The following is a 16,158-nucleotide window of genomic DNA, read 5'->3' as shown; positions in this document are numbered from 1 at the left end:
TTGGCGCTTTGCATACTTGCCAAAGACACACGTCGGTCACGGGCACACGCGGAGGGCATGATGACGAAGTGGCTGTTTTGCAGCGGCTTTTCTGCCACCTTGCTGCTGTTGGGATTGTCTTTGGGCCAGCACAGCACGGCTGGCGATGAGCCGGTTGTGTTTGAAGACAGTTTTGCCAACCCGCTTGATGCACGCTGGACCGGCAACAAGGCCGCATCACACGGTGGCAAGGTCGTGGCTGACCCGCTGGGCGCGGGCAAGGTGCTCACCTTCAAAAAACCGGTCTTTGGCGGAGACATGTTCAGCGCGCGCGCCATCGCGGCCGGGCACTATCACCTGAGCGTGGACTATCTGGTCACCCATTGCCCGGATGTGCGTTGTGGCGGCGTGGTTGGCCTTGTGGGTGACGATGGCAAAGAACTGATGTGGTTGTTCGGGCCCTTCAATGTCCAGAAGACAGACGACTATCCCGGTGTCACCTTCGGGCAGGAAGTGCCCGCACCGGCGCAGTGGACTGCGCTGGACGCAGACTTCACCTCGCCGCAACCCTTTCACCTGGTACTGGAGCACTGGAATGCAGACGGCGCGCGCGAAGGTCAGGTGTATTACCGCAACCTGAAGCTGGTGCAACGGTTGTAGCGCCCGCCCCAGGTGGTGCATTGCTACAAACAAAACGGGCCGCAAATGCGGCCCGTTGTTGATGGCTGGGAAAGATCAGCTTACTGCAATTGATTCAGCAGCTGGCTCCACAGCGTACCGCCTGCCAGCGACTCACCATAGTTGGTGTGGCCAATGATCACACCGGTCAGATCACGGTTGTTGGTCATGCTGAAGATCATGTGGCCGTTGGCATCAAGATCCGTTTCGCTATAGGTACGGCGCACGGCACCCAGGGTTGGCGTGACGTAGAGCATCGTCGAGTAGACGACAGAGGCGCGCGTGCCGATCGTAATGGTGCCATTTGCGGTGTAGCTGCACACATTGAGCGAACCCAGCGGGGTGGTGATGGTTTGCATGCCGTAGAAGGCGACCCTGTAGCTGTCTGTTGTCGCGGTTTTGGTCGCATCATCCAGTGTGTAGCGGGTACGGCTGTACCACTGACCCGAACTGGTCGCGGCATCCAGCGGCTGTTCTGCGGTCTGGCCGGCGGCAAAATAGAAGCCCCTCCGGTAATCTGCGCCCTCCTCAACACTTGCCGGATTGTCGGCGTTGCCGTTTTCCTGGTAACCCAGATACGCACCACCAATGGTGGCAAAGTAATCATTCAGGTTCAGATGGAACGCCAGGTGGTCGCCGTTGGTGCTGCGTACGATCAGCTGAGTGGGCTGAGCCTGTGCGGTGATCGGGCCATTGTTGTCCTGGAATGCCACGCCGGATTGTCGCGGCTGCATTTCCCAAACGGCGGCGTTGGCGCCTTCAGTATCCGCACCGCGCGTGACGCTCCAGGTGGGGTTCCCGTAGGCATCCACGTCGGCCATCTTGTAGCTGGTGGCAATCCAGCGTGCATTGATCGCCGGCAGCGTGGTCAGCGTGGTCCGGGCGATGCCGGACGGCAGCGTGTCGCTCAGTGCAAGGCTGGTCATGCAACCACCGAAGGTGGATGTGTCTGCATTGGCGGACGGCGCCGTGCCACCAGACGGTGGTGTGCCGCCGTTGTTTTGCGTGGTGGCCTGGGCCAGTTGCGCGGTAAACGCGGTGACGCTGGGCAGGGTGGCGGAGGTGCTTTCCAGGACCTTGTCGGCTGCGTTGCCGGCCACGATGGTGGCGCTGAAAAAGTCGCCGATATTGGCCGGATCAATACCGGCTGTGGTCAGCGCGGTTTGTACTTGCTGGCGGGCCGCGGCCACGTTGGCGGCGGTGATCAGCGCAGATGCCTTGCTGCTGGTGCCAAACAGGTTGAAGAAGTCGGCCGGCAACTGGCCGGACAGCGCCGCGACCACCATGCTGGTCAGCGGGGTCACGTTGGCGGCACCGGCAGTCCAGGAGACCGAATACAGATCGCCACCGGGCTGGCCGTTGCTGGCCTTGATCAGCAGCGGCGCGGTCAGGCCGGCATACACGGCTTGCGACACGCTGTAGTTGCCGTTGGCATCCGCGGTCGCCGTGACGGTTTTGCCGCTGCTGTCCTTGATGGTGATGGCCGCACCCGCCATCACCTGGCCCGTTGCGACGGTGCCGGTGACGGCCGCAGGCTGGCTGGTGGAGGGCGAACTGGTGCTGGCAGAACCTCCGTCACCGCCGCCACACGCGGACAGCACCGCAGCGGCCATGACGCAAGACAAAAGGGGAGGGAGTGCCCGGCGCAATGCGGGGCGTGCGCGTTGAGATTTCATGACTCATCTTCCTGGGTCTGAGGTTGTTATTTGTATGCGCGCGTATCGGGCCGGCCAGCGCCATGCCCAAGCCGATTGCCATGCCAGCAGGCGGTGATGGCAGTCTTTGATTGCAAGGTGGCGTGATGCAGCAGAAGGGGCGGCGGGATCGCGGGTCGCTTATGTAGGTTTATGTATCGAAAAACCGTTTTTTTGCGACCAGGTGACACTGTGTCATGTGCAGATTTTGGGTCAAGTCTGATTGACCTGGAATTGGCGGGTCGTCGTATTCCTGCAACATGGATGGTTACTCAACGCAAACTGGCGACGCGATGACGCCAATGGACTCAATCCGTATTGATGTGCAGGCGTAAATGCAGGCTGCGATACGCGCGTGGCGAGGTGCCGGTGGCGCGCTTGAACACCCGGCGAAAATATCCCGGATCATCAAACCCGCACTGCAGGGCGATCTCATCAATGGTGTGTTTGCCATCGGTGAGCAAATTGGTGGCGTGGCGCACGCGCCGGGTGTGGATGGCTTCGGTCAGCGTGCACTGGTAATGCTTGCGGAACACCCGGCCCAGATAGTCCGGGTTGCAGGCCAGTTGGGCCGCCAGGCTGGATGCGGTAATCGGCAGGTGAAAACTGGTGCGGATCAGTGCTTCAGCCCGGCCGGCCAGCACGGCAGACTGGCTGTCGAGCACACCGCCGACAGCGCGTGACGAGGTGACTTCCCACAGCATCTGCATGGCCATCAGGTTCATGGGCACGGCGCGTTCGCCCAGCAGGGCCTGTTCGTTGAGCAGCCGCCGGAACAGGCCGGTCATGTGTTCCGGCCGGCTGACATAGGCGTGCTGGGGTACTTGCAACTGGGTGGCATCGTCGCACTGTAGCGGCGCGGGCAGCGTGAAATGCACCCAGAAGAACTGCAAATCCGGCGGATAAGCCGCAGTGCCGCCGTGCTCCCGGTCTGGCCAGAGCAGCAGCGTTTCTTCTTCGCCCACCTCAAAACGGCGGCCATCTTCTTCAATACCCAGGATGCCGCGCTTGACGTAAATCAGCTCAAACGAGTCGATCACCCGGCGCGGATGCGTGCCTACCCCGCGGGAGATAAACAGCCCGCCGTTGGAGACATGCACTGGCATATGGACATTCAGGCTAAGTTGCGTATCCATGGTCGAAAAGTCGGAATTGTCCTATTGCGCAAGGTTTTCGTCATCTTGTCGGCCATTACAGCGGGCGTCAACATGCTCACACATCGCCGCCCCGGTTTGGGGCAGTCGGAATGGCAACAGACCATTCCCTGCGGTGTCCTGGTCGATAACATGGAGGAGACAGAAAATGACAATTTCTGCTTTTGTAAAACGACTTGCAGGTGTACTGGGCACTTCTGCCCTGGTGGTCAGCGCGAACGCGCACGCGGAAGAAATCAGCTTCTGGGTCCGCGCTGCCGATCAAGCTTTTGTAGAACCCATGGTCAAGGCGTGGAACGACAAACACCCCACGAAAGTGGCCCTGACCGTGATCCCCAGTGACGATTTTGTCACCAAGTTCGGCACTGCTGTTGCCGGTGGCGGCGCGCCGGATGTGGTCGCCATTGACCTCATTTTTGTGCCGGCATTTGCCCAGGCCGGCCAGTTGAGTGACCTCTCGGCAGAAGTCAAAACGCTGCCCTACGCCAAAGCGCTGTCGCCGTCCCATATGCGCCTTGGCGCCTATAACGGCAAGCAGTATTCCGTGCCCTTCAGCGCGGAAAGCTCCATCCTGTTGTACAACAAGCAACTGTTCAAACGCGCCGGCCTGAACCCGGATGCCCCGCCGAAAACCATGGCGGAAATCCAGGCTGCGGCCAAGAAGATCACCGCGCTGGGCGGCGGCGTGAAAGGGTTTTATTTCTCTGGCGCGTGCGGCGGTTGCAACGTGTTTACGCTAACGCCGTATGTATGGGCGTCAGGCGGGGATGTGCTCTCGGCCGATGGCAAGAAAGAAACGCTGGATAACCCCGCGCTGCGCAACACGCTGACCATGTACCGCCAGATGTGGACGGACGGAATGATCCCGGGCGGGGCCAAAACGGATAACGGCAGCAACTTCATCAATCCGTTCTTCACCGGCAAGATCGGCATGATGGGCTCGGGCGCGTTCTCTATCGGGCTGTTGAAAAAGGAACACCCGGAGATCGAGTTTGGCGTGGCGCCGTTGCCAGGCGCCAAGGGTGGTTCGGCCAGCTTTGCCGGTGGCGATTCCATTGCCATTCCGGCGACCTCAAAGAACAAGAAAGCGGCCTGGGAGTTCATCACCTGGTGTCTGTCGTCTGACGTGCAGATCGACCAGTTTGCCAAGGGCGGCAGTATTCCGGTGCGCGCCGACTTTGCCGACAACACCTACGCCAGACAAGACCCGCGTGTGGGTGTCGTGTCTGCCGCCATGCAATCGGGCAGAACGCCGTATTCGCCTTACTTCAACCAGCTCTTCAACGACCCCAATGGCCCCTGGCTGGCCATGATCCAGGAAGCCGTGTTCGGCAAGGGGGTTGATCCGGCGATCAAGGATGCGCAAGGGCGCTTCCAGCAGATCCTCGGTCACTGAGCGCACGTTGAACCCAAGTGCCTGGCGGTGGCTGGCTGGTGCCGCTGCCAGGCTGGAGGCGAGAACACATGACTGCGCTCATCCGCCGTGTGCCGGCAAGGCAGCTTGCCGGGTACTGGTTCATCCTGCCCTGTCTGACGGTGACCACGCTGTTTTTCATCGTGCCGCTGTTCATGACGATCTGGATGTCGTTCAACCAGTGGCCGCTGCTGGGCCACCCGACATTCAGTGGTTTTTCCAACTATGTTGATCTGCTCCAGGATTCCTCGTTCTGGGCCAGTTTGTGGTTCACGGTCAAGTACACGCTGGTGGTCACGCCGGCCATTTTCATCCTGGCGTTTGCGCTGGCCTTGCTGGTCCACCGCAGTGTCGGTTTTGTCGGGTTTTTCCGCACTGCGTATTTCTTGCCGGTGGTGATCGGCATGACCGCCGCCAGCCTGTTGTGGACCTGGATGTTCAACGATCAGGTGGGCATTTTCAGCGCCATCCTGATGGACCTGCATCTGATCGACGAACCCGTGCAGTGGCTGGCAGAAACCAACTCTGCACTTGGCTCCATCGTGGTCATGGTGCTGTGGAAAGCCGCCGGTTTCACCATGGTGATCCTGCTGGTGGGTATGCAGGCCATTCCGGAAGACCTCTATGAAGCCGCCAGGCTGGATGGCGCCGGGCGGGTGCAGCAGATCCGCTATATCACCATCCCGATGATGCGCCGCACCTTTGCGCTGGCGCTGGTCATGTCGGTGATCGGTTCTTTCCTGGCGTTCGAGCAGTTTTACGTGATGACCCGGGGTGGCCCGTTCAACAGCACCATCACCGTGGTGCACTGGATTTACCGCGCCTCGTTCACGTATTTCAAGCTCGGTTATGGCGCGGCCATGTCGGTCGTCCTGTTGTTGATCCTGCTGGCGCTGTCGGTGCTGCAGTTGTACTTGCTGAGAGACGACAATGACTAACTCCGTCCATATCGCGCTGGAGGCGCCGGCCTTGCCGGTCGACGTTGCACCCGCCAGCAAGCTCTTCAAGGAACGGCTGGTCAACACGGCGTATTACCTCATCGCCACCGTGCTGGCACTGATGTTCCTGTTCCCCATCTTCTGGTCGTGCATGACGGCGCTGGAGACCTCGTCAGAAGCCATGGCTTCGCCGCCGCATTACTGGCCCAGCCGGTTCTCGCTGGAGAACTTCATCAATCTGGCGCATTACGGCCAGGGCATTGGCCAGTATCTGTGGAACAGCACGTCCGTGGCGCTGATCACGGTAAGCGCCACGGCGGTGCTCTCTACGCTGGGCGGTTACGGGTTTTCCAGATTCCGTTTTCCAGGTCGCAATGTGTTTTTCATGCTGATCCTGGCCACGCTGATGATCCCGTTCCAGTCCATCCTCAACCCGCTGTTTATCTTGCTGCGCACCCTGCACTTGCAGGACACCCGGCTGGGGCTGGCGCTGGTGTACACCACGTTCCAGCTGCCGTTCTCGGTGTTCATGATGCGCAACGCCTTCGATGCCGTCCCGCGGGAGATCGAAGAAGCGGCGGTGCTGGATGGCTGCCGCCCGCTGACCATGCTGCGCCTTGTCATGTTGCCGCTGGTGGGGCCGGGCCTGGTGACGGTTTGCCTGTTTGCCTTTTTTGGTTCCTGGAACGAGCTGCTGGCCGCGCTGATCCTGATCTCTGACGCGCGCCAGTTCACCTTGCCGGTGATGCTGCTCAACGCCCAAAGCGGCCAGTTGGGCGCCGTGAACTGGGGCCTGATGCAGGCCGGGATCACGCTTTCCATCCTGCCGTGTGCCGCGCTCTTTTTGTTGCTGCAACGCTATTACATCCACGGTCTTGTGGCCGGTGCTGTCAAGTAATGATTGAAAAACAAGGGGTTGTGTATGAATTCGCCTGATCGGATCAGCAAATATGCCGTTGATTTCAGCCGTTCCTGCCATGTGCAACTGCGCCCGGTGCCCGTTGGCGCAGTCACGCTGGGCGGAGACTTCTGGCAGCCGCGCATGGCGCGCAATGTCGCCGTCACGCTGCCCTCGCAATATGCCCTGCTGGAGAGCACGGGCCGGCTGAATAATTTTCGCCGGCTGACGGGGGAGTGCACCGACCCGTACGCCGGTATTTTTTTTAACGATTCAGACGTCTACAAGTGGCTGGAAGCGGCCGCCTGGGCGCAGGTTCATGGCCCGGTGCCGGAACTGGAAAAACACGTTGATGAAGCCATCACGCTGATCGAAAACGCCCAGGAAGCGGATGGTTATATCAACACGTATTTCAGCCTGGAACGCAAACACCTGCGCTGGACTGATCTCAGAGACCTGCATGAAATGTACTGCGGCGGGCATTTGATCCAGGCGGCCGTGGCGCATCACCGCGTTACCGGCAGCGACCGGCTCTTGAATGTGGCCACCCGCTTTGCTGATCTCTTGTGCGAGTTGTTCGGCCCGGTTGAACAAGGCAAGCGCGTGGCGGTAGATGGCCATGAAGAAATCGAAATGGCGCTGATTGAACTGGCGCGGGAAACCGGTAACTCGCGCTATCTGCAGCAGGCCAGGTTCTTTATCGAGGCGCGCGGCCAGCGCACGCTCACGGGTGGGCGCTGGGGCGTGGACTACTTTCAGGATCACGTGCCCATCCGCGAAATGACCACGCTGTGCGGCCACGCGGTGCGCGCGCTGTACATGGCGTGCGGCGTGACTGATCTGGCACTGGAAACCGGCGACACCAGCTTGCTGGACGTGCTGGAAAAACAATGGACCAACCTTGTCACCCGCCGCATGTATATCTCTGGCGGGCTGGGTTCGCGCCATGATGGTGAAGCGCTGGGCAAGGATTTTGAACTGCCCAACGAGCGCGCCTACACCGAAACCTGCGCCGCCATCGGCAGCATGATGTGGAACCACCGCCTGCTGGCCGCCACCGGGCACGCCCGCTATGCCGATCTGATTGAATGGACGCTCTACAACGGCATGCTGCCAGGCTGGGGGCTGGACGGGAAACACTATTTCTACGTGAACCCGCTGGCCGACGATGGCGAACATCACCGTCAGCCGTGGTACGACGTGGCCTGCTGCCCGCCCAACGTCGCCCGCACCCTGGCCGAGCTGCCCGGTTACGTCTACAGCACCAGCGAAGACGAAATCTGGGTGAACCTGTACATGCACAGCGAAGCGCAGATCCCGCTGGGCGACCGCGTGGTGGCGCTGTCCCTGCGTTGCAACTATCCGTGGGATGGCCACATTGATCTGACCGTGGGCACGGCCGGCAGCTTTGCCATCAATGTGCGTATTCCCGGCTGGTGCCAGCAAGGCGCGACGGTGCGGGTCAACGGTGACGCCGTGGCCGGCCGCGTGGTGCCGGGCGAGTACCTGACCATTGAGCGGCTATGGAAACCGGGCGACGTGATCGCGCTGGATTTCCCCATGACCATCCAGATCTGGCAAAGCCATCCGCACCTGCACGACAACGCCGGACGCGTGGCGTTGTCACGCGGGCCGGTGCTGTATTGCCTGGAAGGCGTTGATCACCCGGGCGGCGATCTGCAAGACCTGGTGCTCAAGGGCGATGTGCCGCTTGAGGCGGTGTTTGAACCTGGCCTGCTGGGCGGGGTGATGGTGCTCAACGGCGCCGCCCACCGCCAGACGCCCGACGATGCCTGGCGCAATGCCCTGTACCGGCCGGTGACCACCGCCAGCCAGAGCGCCGGGCCCAGCCAGCCGCTGCGCGCCATCCCGTATTTTGTCTGGCAAAACCGCGGCGCTTCCAGAATGGCGGTCTGGCTGGCGCATGACGGCCAGTGCGGCTGCGGCGCCTGAGGAGCGGATCATGGCCAGCTTGCAACTCAGACACATCGTCAAACAGTACGACCCGGCCGGGCCGCAGATCATCAAGGATTTGTCGATGGACATCCACGACGGCGAGTTTGTCGTGTTTGTCGGCCCGTCCGGCTGCGGTAAATCGACCATGCTGCGCATGATTGCCGGGCTGGAAGACATCAGCAGCGGCAGCCTGATGATTGATGGCGTGCGCGCCAACGATATCGCCCCGTCCGAGCGCGGTGTGGCCATGGTGTTCCAGAGCTACGCGCTGTACCCGCACATGACGGTGGGCGAGAACATGGGCTTTGCGCTCAAGCTGGCCGGCCATGACCCGCGTGCAGTGCGCGAGACGGTCGGCAAGGCGGCAGAGATTTTGCAATTGTCGCACTTGCTGGAGCGCAAGCCGCGCGCCTTGTCGGGCGGGCAGCGGCAACGGGTGGCCATTGGCCGCGCCATTGTGCGCAAGCCCAAGGTGTTTTTGTTTGACGAGCCGCTCTCCAACCTGGATGCCGCCTTGCGCGTGAACATGCGGATCGAACTGGCCCGGCTGCATAAAGAACTGGGCACCACCATGATCTACGTGACGCACGACCAGGTGGAAGCCATGACGCTGGGCACGCGCATTGCGGTGTTCAACCAGGGCACGGTGGCGCAAATGGGGCCACCCGTGGCGCTGTACGAGCGCCCGGCCAACCAGTTTGTCGCCGGCTTTCTGGGCTCGCCCACCATGAACTTCATTGCGTGCGCGCCGGCCTCGGCCAGCCGCAGTGATGGCGTGGGGGTAGAGATCGGCGGCGGGCATCGCATTACCGTGCCCAATGTAACCATGGATCAACAGGGTCTGCCCGCCACGCTGGGTATCCGGCCGGAGCATGTGCACATTACGGCCGGGGGCGAGGGTCTGGCGGCACGCGTTGATTTTGTGGAACACCTTGGCGACCACCAGGTGGTGCATAGCAAGCTCTTGCACAGTGATCAGCGCGTGGTGGCCAAGGTGCCCATGAATATCCAGCTGGATGGCGACAACCCGCTGATCGGCCTGAGCTTTAACCCCGCCGCCTGCCGTTTGTTTGATCAGCAAGGCGTGGCGGTCAACTGATCTGCAACGGCCGGTTCTGTCAGACCGGCCGTTGTGGTGCCGCCGTTTTGCCGTTCTTCAATTTCGCAATTGCGGCTAAGTGCGCGGGCCATTCATGCGCAATACTGCGCAGCATGAACCCGCGACAATCCCAGGCGCTTTACCGTGAGCGCATCGCTCTGGCTGTGGCCGCCATCGTGCGTGAGCCGCTGGCCGATCACACGCTGCACAGTCTGGCAGCGCTGGCGCATTTTTCGCCGTTTCATTTTCACCGGGTTTATCTCAGCGTCACGGGTGAGACCGTGGCCGCCACCATCCGCCGGGTGCGGCTGGCACAGGCCACGCGGCAACTGGTCCGCACCGAACCCAGCGTTACCCGGATCGGCCAGGATGCCGGCTACGATAGCCCGCAAGCGTTTTCCCGCGCGTTCCGCCAGTTTGCGGGCGCCTCGCCGCTGGCATTTCGCCAGCGCTTGCAGGCCGGCCCGGTGGTCTCGCTGGAAACCCTGCCGGCGCTGCATATCCACGCCCTGCGCCACGTGGGCCCGCCGGCCACCATTGCGCATACCCAGCGCCGGCTGCGTCTGCTGCTGGGGCAAACGCCGGTGCGCGCCCGGCTGGGGCTGGCCTGGGGCGATCCGGAGCAAGGTGAAGACTTTGTCTATTACGCTGGCGCAGAACTGGCTACCCCGCTGCCGCCCACGCCAGACGTGCAGACCCTCAGTATTTTGCCTGGCCTGTACGCCGTGCATACGCTGACCGGCCCGTATACGCAGATCGGCGCGGCCATCAGTGCGCTGTATGCCACGTGGTTGCCCCAGAGCGGTTATGAGCCAGAGAACCGCCCTGTGCTGGAACACTATCTGAACTCGCCCAGAGACACCGCGCTTGCCGCGCTGCAAACCCGGTTGATGATTCCCGTGCGCGCGCTGGGCGCCCTTGAAGGAGCTGGTGCATGAAATCGGTTCGCCATGGGTTACTTGCCGGTCTGTTGGTCATCAGCAGCCTGTGTGCGCACGCTGCCGGTTTTGCCTGGATCAGCGTGCCGGCCGATGCCGAGGGCCCGGCGCTCAAGGGCGCGGTCTGGTATCCGAGCGCCACCGCGCCCACGGCGCTGGCACTGGGCCCGTTCACCCTGAATGTGGCCAAAGATGCGCCGGTGCAAGGCGATCAGCTGCCGCTGGTGGTGATGTCGCACGGCACTGGCGGCAGCGCCCTGGGACATCTGGATACCGCCATGACGCTGGCGGAGGCCGGCTTTGTGGTGGCCGCCATCAATCATCCCGGCGACAACTTTGAAGACCTGAGCCAGCAGATGCATGTCGCGCCGTTTTACGCGCGCCCTCGGGATATCTCGCGCCTGATTTCCTGGATGACCCGCAACTGGCCGCAGGCCAGCCATATCAACCCGCAAGCCATCGGTTTTTTCGGGTTTTCCCGCGGCGGGTATACCGGCCTTGTCAGTATTGGCGCGGTGCCGGATCTCAAACAGGGCGCAGCCTTTTGCGTGCATCAGCCTGACTTGCCGTTCTGCACGGAAATCAAAGGCCCGCTGCCGCCCTGGCCGCCAGCCGATACCCGGATCAAGGCCGCCGTGATTGTGGACCCGCTGTCCGTGTTTAACGCCGCCGGGCTGGCGCAGATCACGGTGCCGGTGCAGTTGTGGGCCTCCGCCTATGGTGGCGATGGCGTGACGCCAGAGAGTGTCGCCGCCATTCGCGCCGCGCTGCCCCATGCGCCGGAGTTCTACAGCGTGGCAGGGGCGGGCCACTTCAGTTTCCTGGCGCCATGCCCGGCGCAAATGGCCGCAGCCCGGCCCGGCCTGTGTAACGATCGGCCGGGGTTTGACCGCGTGGCGTTTCATCAGCACTTCAATGCGCAAGTGACGACGTTTTTCCAGTCACATCTGGCCGCGCCAGCAGCACATTAAGGTCAACCGCATCGGCCATGGCCTGGTTGCCGGCATCGCCCGGGTGCAGATGATCGCCCGAGTCATACGCGGCATTGAGCCGCAGCGGGTTGGCCGGGTCGCGCAGCTGCGCGTCAAAATCAATCACCCCGTCAAACGCCTGGCTGGTTCTGATCCACTGGTTAACCTGCTGGCGCAGCGTATCTTTGTCTGGCTGGTAGTAGTTATCCAGCGGTGTGCCCGGCAAGGCCCCCTGAAAAGGCGTGAGCGTGCCCCCGATCACCCGCAGGCCGTGCGCGTGGGCCTGGGCGATCAGCCTGGTGTAGCCCGCGGTCAGCATGGCCAGTGTCGGCCGCGCGGCGTGCGGGGCAAACGCGGTGCCGGGCCAGCTGATGTCGTTGATCCCCAGCAGCACAATCAGCGTATCGACGCCGGGCTGCGCCAGTACATCCCGCATCAGCCGCGCGCTGGCGTTCTCGCCCATGCCATCAGACAACAAACGCCCGCCGGAAATACCAGCATTGATGACCGCCACGCCCTGCGGCGCCAGCCGTTGCGCCAGCAGATCAGGCCAGCGCGTGTCGGCGTTGAGGCTGGCGGTGGCGCCATCGGTGATCGAATCACCCAGCACGGCCACCGTGCGTGTCTGTGCCGGGGCATCGACCAGAACGCCGCTGAGCAAAATGCGGGCGCTGGTGGTCTGCACCCCGGCCGCAGCGATGGCGACGGGCGCGGCGCTGCTCGTCTGGTCGCCCGGCATGATCCACGCGGTTTCCCGGCCGTCCCAGTGAAAGGTGGTCAGCGGCGTGGCCTGGGGCAGATACAGATTGACCACCAGCCGGGCCCGCGCGGGTAATGGCAGCGCCAACGGGTCGCTGATCAAGGTTGCGCCCGGGGCGATGCTGGCCGCGCGCTGGCCGGCAAACAGCAAGGCGCGCGGTGCGGCACCCGGCACCGCAATGCTGGCGCGGCCCAGCTGGACGGGCTGTGTGCCATAGGTATTGGACAGCACCACACGCAGTTGCGAGCCGCCAAGGCTGACGCGCAATGACTGGCGGACGGTCTGATCCGCCAGCGCATCGGGCACGCGGCTGGGCAGCACAAACCCGGCATCCCACACGCGCTGCGGGCTGGCGGTCCAGGTGGCAATCCAGTGCGCTTGTGTTGCATCGGCCCGGGCCAGCGTCATGACCATCATCAAGGCCAGTGCCAGCCAGCGCAGCGGGGCAGGGCGGATAAACAAATGGGTTTGCATCGTCTGTGACTTCATCGTTAAGTGGTGAGTCAATGATGAAATCAACGACATGAATGAACTAGACTGCAGCCAGGAACAACATTTGTGACCTCAATTCATGGCCAGACTGGATATCAACCGCGCCGGCGAGCTGGAAGTCTTTGTCCGCGTGATCGAACTGGGCGGGTTTTCTGCCGCTGCCCGCGCCTGCAACATGACGCCTTCTGCCGTCAGCAAACTGGTGTCGCGGCTGGAACAACGGCTGGGCGCGCGGCTGATCAACCGCTCTACCCGCCAGTTGAAACTGACGCCGGAAGGCTGCGTGTTTTACGAGCGCGGTATCCGCGTGCTGGCTGATCTGGATGAAGCCGAGCGCTGCGCCAGCATTCACAGCACGCCGCGCGGCCGGGTGCGCATCAACGCCAACGTGCCCTTTGGCCATCACTTTCTGTTGCCGCTGACGCCGCAGTTTCTGACGCAGTATCCGGATGTCACGCTGGATATCGTGCTGACGGATGAAGTGGTGGATATCCTGGAACAGCGCACCGATGTCGCCGTGCGCGCCGGGCCGCTCAAGTCATCCAGCCTGACCGCCCGCAAACTGGGCCAGACCCGCATGATAATCGTCGCCGCCCCCGCTTGCCTGGCGCGCCACGGCACGCCCGTAACGCCGGATGACCTGCTGGCGCACAACCGGCTGGGGGCAAACTATGCGCGCTCACAATCCGGCTGGCCGCTGCGCCACGAAGGCCAGGACATCACCGTGCCGGTGAGCGGCAACGCCCAAGCCAGCGATGGCGAAGCGCTGCGCCACCTGGCGCTGGCCGGGCTGGGGCTGGCACGGCTGGCCGCATTCCAGGTCAAGGACGACATCGCCGCCGGGCGCCTGGTGCCCGTGCTGGAACACGCCAACCCGGGCGACGAAGAAGAAGTGCACGCCGTGTTTGTCGGCCAGGGCAGTTACCTGCCGCTACGGGTGCGGGCGCTGCTGGATTTTCTGGTGGAGAGGGTGCGGATGTGAATCACCTGCCAGGCCATCCGGCCCGGCAGGCTTGCCCGGATCAGTTCGTCAGAAGGTCGTCGTCACGCTGCCGTACACGCTTCTGCGTGCGCCGTATTGCGGGGCGCCGACGCCTACGCCGGTGCCGTCGCGCAGCAGGTAAACGTGATCGAACACGTTAAGCAACGCCAGGCGGCCTTCAATCTGCAGGTTGCTGGCGGTTTTCCAGGTGTGCGTATACGCGGTGTTGAACACGGTGTACGACGGCAGCGAGGCGCTGTTGGGCGCGCCGCCGTCCGGGGTGCGTCTGAGGCCGCTGCCAAATAGCATGTCGCCGCTGACCAGATTCTGGCCGAAACGGTAGCTCACGCCTGACGACGCGGTCCAGGTCTGGTCGTGGTCCAGATAGATATCGTGGTTGGCGATATACGCCAGTTCATCCGGATCAAACAAAGACTGGCCAGAGACAATGTGCTTGCCTTGCGCCTTCTGGTACGCCACGTTCAGGTAGCCGTTCCACGGGCCGCTGCCCCAGGTGGCAGAAAACTCGACGCCGCGGGCGTAGCCTTGTTCGTAGTTGAAGGGCGAGAGGATCAGTGCCTGGCCAAACTGGCCTTCGTCCAGCAGGTTGCGGATGCGTTTGTAATAGGCGTCCAGGGCCAGTGTCAGCGCCGGGGTCAGTTTGTGGCTGGCGCCGATATCAAAGTAATGCGTGCGCTCGGCCTTGACGCTGTCAGAGGTCGATACCGCCGGCTGGTTGGTGGTGCCGCTGTACAGATCAATGCTCGATTGCGAGGCCAGTTCTTGCGGCGGCGGCGTGAAATAACGCGAATAGCCGGCGTGGATCAGCGTGTTGTCACTGGCTTGCCAGGCCAGGTTGATGCGCGGGCTGAACTGGTGTTCCTGGGTGAAGGCAGAGACCTCATCAAAACGCAGGCCGTAATTGAGGGTCAGTACCGGGCTGAGGCGCCATTCATCTTGCGCGTACACGCTGACGAGGGTGCCGGTTTTGCTGCTGTTATCAACGATGGTGAATGGCACATTGCTGGTCTGGGCGCCGGTGTCATCCACCGCAAATACCGACACCGCGTTGTTGCTGGCCGTGCCCTGGCGCTGCAACTGGCCGCCGGCCCGCAAGGTGTGCGCGGGGCTGACCCGCCAGGCGGCATCCAGCTGCAGGCCGTTGGCCGAGTTGGAACGGAAAGTGTCTGAAGCCACGCCGTTGTAGACCAGATCCCCCACCTGGTCGGGATAAAAATGCAGGTCTGAATACTGATGGAACACCGAGAGCTGGTAATCCACGGTATCCAGATTTTGCTGGAACGACACCGCGACAAAGCGATTGACCTCACGCTGGCGTTCATCCACCTGGCTGGACGGGTAGTTGTTCAGGCCGGTGGCCGGATCGCTCACGCCGGCCAGGGCATATGCCGGGGCCTGATCCGGATTGGCGGGGATTTCATAACGCCCGTTGTAGGTGCCAAACAAAAGGCCGACGCGGGTTTGTTCATCCACAAAGTATTGCAGGTTGCCAAAACTGCGCGATTGCCAGGTGTCGTCGTGCAGCGGGTTGCGCGTGGGTTGCGGGTTTTCCAGCCCGGCTGCGCTGCTGAGATAACTGCCGGACAAGTAATAGTTCAGCCGCCCGGCGCTGCCAAACAAGGCCGCACTGGGGGCAACGGTATCGTGGCTGCCGACTTCCACGCCCACGCGCCCGCCCGGTGCAACCGGGCCGGAACGCGTCTGGATATCCACCACGCCCGCCGTGCGCAGGCCGTACTGCGCAGGCAGCGCGCCGGTCAGGAAATCCAGGCTGTCCACATAGCGCGTATCAAACGCTGAGCCAAAGCCGGAGATCGCCTCGGGCAACTGCACGCCATCAACCCGGTATTGCACATTGCCGTGATCATCGCGCACGTGCAGCGAGCCAGAGCCTTTAGAGTCTGCATCCACGCCCGGCAGGCGCAGCAACACCTGGTCAAACGCGGCCGCATCGCCGCGGCCGAAGCTGTCTATGGTGCTGCGATCAATGTGATAGACCGTGGTGCCGACATCCGGCGACAGCTCAATGCGCGCATTTTTCAGGCGCTCTGCCGTGACGGTGATGACGGGAATTTCAGCCGCAGTGGCCGGGTTATCGGCCAGGGCAAGCTGGGGCAGTGAGCAGCCGGCCAGCAACAGGGCCAGGGGGCGCAAGGGGAAGGGGAACATGGATTTGCTCTCTCT

The 16,158-nt window shown here is 62.5% G+C and carries 13 protein-coding genes; 9 read left to right on the top strand and 4 right to left on the bottom strand.

What is annotated here, in order from left to right:
* The first annotated feature begins 60 nt into the window (after positions 1 to 60).
* Positions 61 to 639: a hypothetical protein gene (locus tag IEX57_RS09375; RefSeq protein WP_188704058.1), complete on the top strand. Its 579-nt coding sequence runs from the start codon at positions 61 to 63 to the stop codon at positions 637 to 639.
* An 80-nt stretch (positions 640 to 719) separates the two neighbouring features.
* On the opposite strand, the gene IEX57_RS09370 is transcribed toward IEX57_RS09375, so the two are convergent.
* Positions 720 to 2,333, bottom strand: a complete 1,614-nt coding sequence (locus tag IEX57_RS09370; protein WP_188704056.1) for a hypothetical protein — start codon at positions 2,331 to 2,333, stop codon at positions 720 to 722.
* A 326-nt stretch (positions 2,334 to 2,659) separates the two neighbouring features.
* Positions 2,660 to 3,487, bottom strand: coding sequence for a helix-turn-helix transcriptional regulator (locus IEX57_RS09365; protein ID WP_229708937.1), 828 nt, complete (start codon positions 3,485 to 3,487; stop codon positions 2,660 to 2,662).
* A 166-nt stretch (positions 3,488 to 3,653) separates the two neighbouring features.
* Here IEX57_RS09365 and IEX57_RS09360 point away from each other — a divergent pair, with 166 nt between their 5' ends.
* From IEX57_RS09360 to IEX57_RS09330, 7 genes are all read left to right on the top strand, one after another.
* On the top strand, positions 3,654 to 4,901 hold the full coding sequence (locus IEX57_RS09360) for an ABC transporter substrate-binding protein (RefSeq protein ID WP_188704054.1): 1,248 nt from the start codon (positions 3,654 to 3,656) through the stop codon (positions 4,899 to 4,901).
* Between the two features lie 68 nt (positions 4,902 to 4,969).
* Positions 4,970 to 5,857 carry a carbohydrate ABC transporter permease gene (locus tag IEX57_RS09355; RefSeq protein WP_188704052.1) on the top strand — a complete coding sequence of 296 codons (888 nt, stop codon included), beginning with the start codon at positions 4,970 to 4,972 and terminating at the stop codon, positions 5,855 to 5,857.
* Positions 5,850 to 6,755 carry a carbohydrate ABC transporter permease gene (locus IEX57_RS09350; RefSeq protein WP_188704050.1) on the top strand — a complete coding sequence of 302 codons (906 nt, stop codon included), beginning with the start codon at positions 5,850 to 5,852 and terminating at the stop codon, positions 6,753 to 6,755. The genes IEX57_RS09355 and IEX57_RS09350 overlap by 8 nt, the downstream gene beginning before the upstream one ends.
* Before the next feature lie 24 nt (positions 6,756 to 6,779).
* Positions 6,780 to 8,708: a glycoside hydrolase family 127 protein gene (locus tag IEX57_RS09345; protein ID WP_188704048.1), complete on the top strand. Its 1,929-nt coding sequence runs from the start codon at positions 6,780 to 6,782 to the stop codon at positions 8,706 to 8,708.
* A 10-nt stretch (positions 8,709 to 8,718) separates the two neighbouring features.
* Entirely contained in the window at positions 8,719 to 9,810 is a 1,092-nt protein-coding gene (locus tag IEX57_RS09340) for an ABC transporter ATP-binding protein (protein ID WP_188704046.1), read from the top strand.
* A 113-nt stretch (positions 9,811 to 9,923) separates the two neighbouring features.
* Positions 9,924 to 10,748, top strand: a complete 825-nt coding sequence (locus IEX57_RS09335) for an AraC family transcriptional regulator (protein WP_188704044.1) — start codon at positions 9,924 to 9,926, stop codon at positions 10,746 to 10,748.
* A complete protein-coding gene (locus tag IEX57_RS09330) occupies positions 10,745 to 11,719 on the top strand; it encodes an alpha/beta hydrolase family protein (protein ID WP_188704042.1) in 975 nt (324 codons plus the stop codon). Before IEX57_RS09335 ends, IEX57_RS09330 begins: the two co-directional genes overlap by 4 nt.
* On the opposite strand, the gene IEX57_RS09325 is transcribed toward IEX57_RS09330, so the two are convergent.
* A complete protein-coding gene (locus tag IEX57_RS09325) occupies positions 11,661 to 12,953 on the bottom strand; it encodes an SGNH/GDSL hydrolase family protein (protein WP_188704041.1) in 1,293 nt (430 codons plus the stop codon). The two genes, IEX57_RS09330 and IEX57_RS09325, sit on opposite strands and share 59 nt — an antisense overlap.
* A gap of 97 nt (positions 12,954 to 13,050) precedes the next feature.
* Here IEX57_RS09325 and IEX57_RS09320 point away from each other — a divergent pair, with 97 nt between their 5' ends.
* Complete coding sequence (locus tag IEX57_RS09320) at positions 13,051 to 13,953, top strand: LysR family transcriptional regulator (protein ID WP_188704039.1); 903 nt, start codon at positions 13,051 to 13,053, stop codon at positions 13,951 to 13,953.
* A gap of 48 nt (positions 13,954 to 14,001) precedes the next feature.
* Here the strand turns inward: IEX57_RS09320 and IEX57_RS09315 are convergent, their stop codons facing one another.
* Positions 14,002 to 16,143, bottom strand: a complete 2,142-nt coding sequence (locus IEX57_RS09315; protein WP_188704037.1) for a TonB-dependent receptor — start codon at positions 16,141 to 16,143, stop codon at positions 14,002 to 14,004.
* Positions 16,144 to 16,158 lie beyond the last annotated feature (15 nt).

The sequence above is a fragment of the Silvimonas iriomotensis genome (genome assembly GCF_014645535.1).
Taxonomy (GTDB): Bacteria; Pseudomonadota; Gammaproteobacteria; order Burkholderiales; family Chitinibacteraceae; genus Silvimonas; species Silvimonas iriomotensis.
The sequence above is the reverse complement of the archived record's forward strand: the minus strand, read 5'-3'. Positions and strand labels throughout refer to the sequence as shown.

What these genes read in the sequence shown, in the direction of transcription:
- IEX57_RS09335 (WP_188704044.1), top strand. Translation starts at nt 9,924, where the DNA reads ATGAACCCGCGACAATCCCAGGCGCTTTACCGTGAGCGCATCGCTCTG.
- IEX57_RS09365 (WP_229708937.1), bottom strand. Translation starts at nt 3,487, where the DNA reads ATGGATACGCAACTTAGCCTGAATGTCCATATGCCAGTGCATGTCTCC.
- IEX57_RS09325 (WP_188704041.1), bottom strand. Translation starts at nt 12,953, where the DNA reads ATGCAAACCCATTTGTTTATCCGCCCTGCCCCGCTGCGCTGGCTGGCA.
- IEX57_RS09315 (WP_188704037.1), bottom strand. Translation starts at nt 16,143, where the DNA reads ATGTTCCCCTTCCCCTTGCGCCCCCTGGCCCTGTTGCTGGCCGGCTGC.
- IEX57_RS09375 (WP_188704058.1), top strand. Translation starts at nt 61, where the DNA reads ATGACGAAGTGGCTGTTTTGCAGCGGCTTTTCTGCCACCTTGCTGCTG.
- IEX57_RS09330 (WP_188704042.1), top strand. Translation starts at nt 10,745, where the DNA reads ATGAAATCGGTTCGCCATGGGTTACTTGCCGGTCTGTTGGTCATCAGC.
- IEX57_RS09320 (WP_188704039.1), top strand. Translation starts at nt 13,051, where the DNA reads ATGGCCAGACTGGATATCAACCGCGCCGGCGAGCTGGAAGTCTTTGTC.
- IEX57_RS09345 (WP_188704048.1), top strand. Translation starts at nt 6,780, where the DNA reads ATGAATTCGCCTGATCGGATCAGCAAATATGCCGTTGATTTCAGCCGT.
- IEX57_RS09360 (WP_188704054.1), top strand. Translation starts at nt 3,654, where the DNA reads ATGACAATTTCTGCTTTTGTAAAACGACTTGCAGGTGTACTGGGCACT.
- IEX57_RS09370 (WP_188704056.1), bottom strand. Translation starts at nt 2,333, where the DNA reads ATGAAATCTCAACGCGCACGCCCCGCATTGCGCCGGGCACTCCCTCCC.
- IEX57_RS09350 (WP_188704050.1), top strand. Translation starts at nt 5,850, where the DNA reads ATGACTAACTCCGTCCATATCGCGCTGGAGGCGCCGGCCTTGCCGGTC.
- IEX57_RS09355 (WP_188704052.1), top strand. Translation starts at nt 4,970, where the DNA reads ATGACTGCGCTCATCCGCCGTGTGCCGGCAAGGCAGCTTGCCGGGTAC.
- IEX57_RS09340 (WP_188704046.1), top strand. Translation starts at nt 8,719, where the DNA reads ATGGCCAGCTTGCAACTCAGACACATCGTCAAACAGTACGACCCGGCC.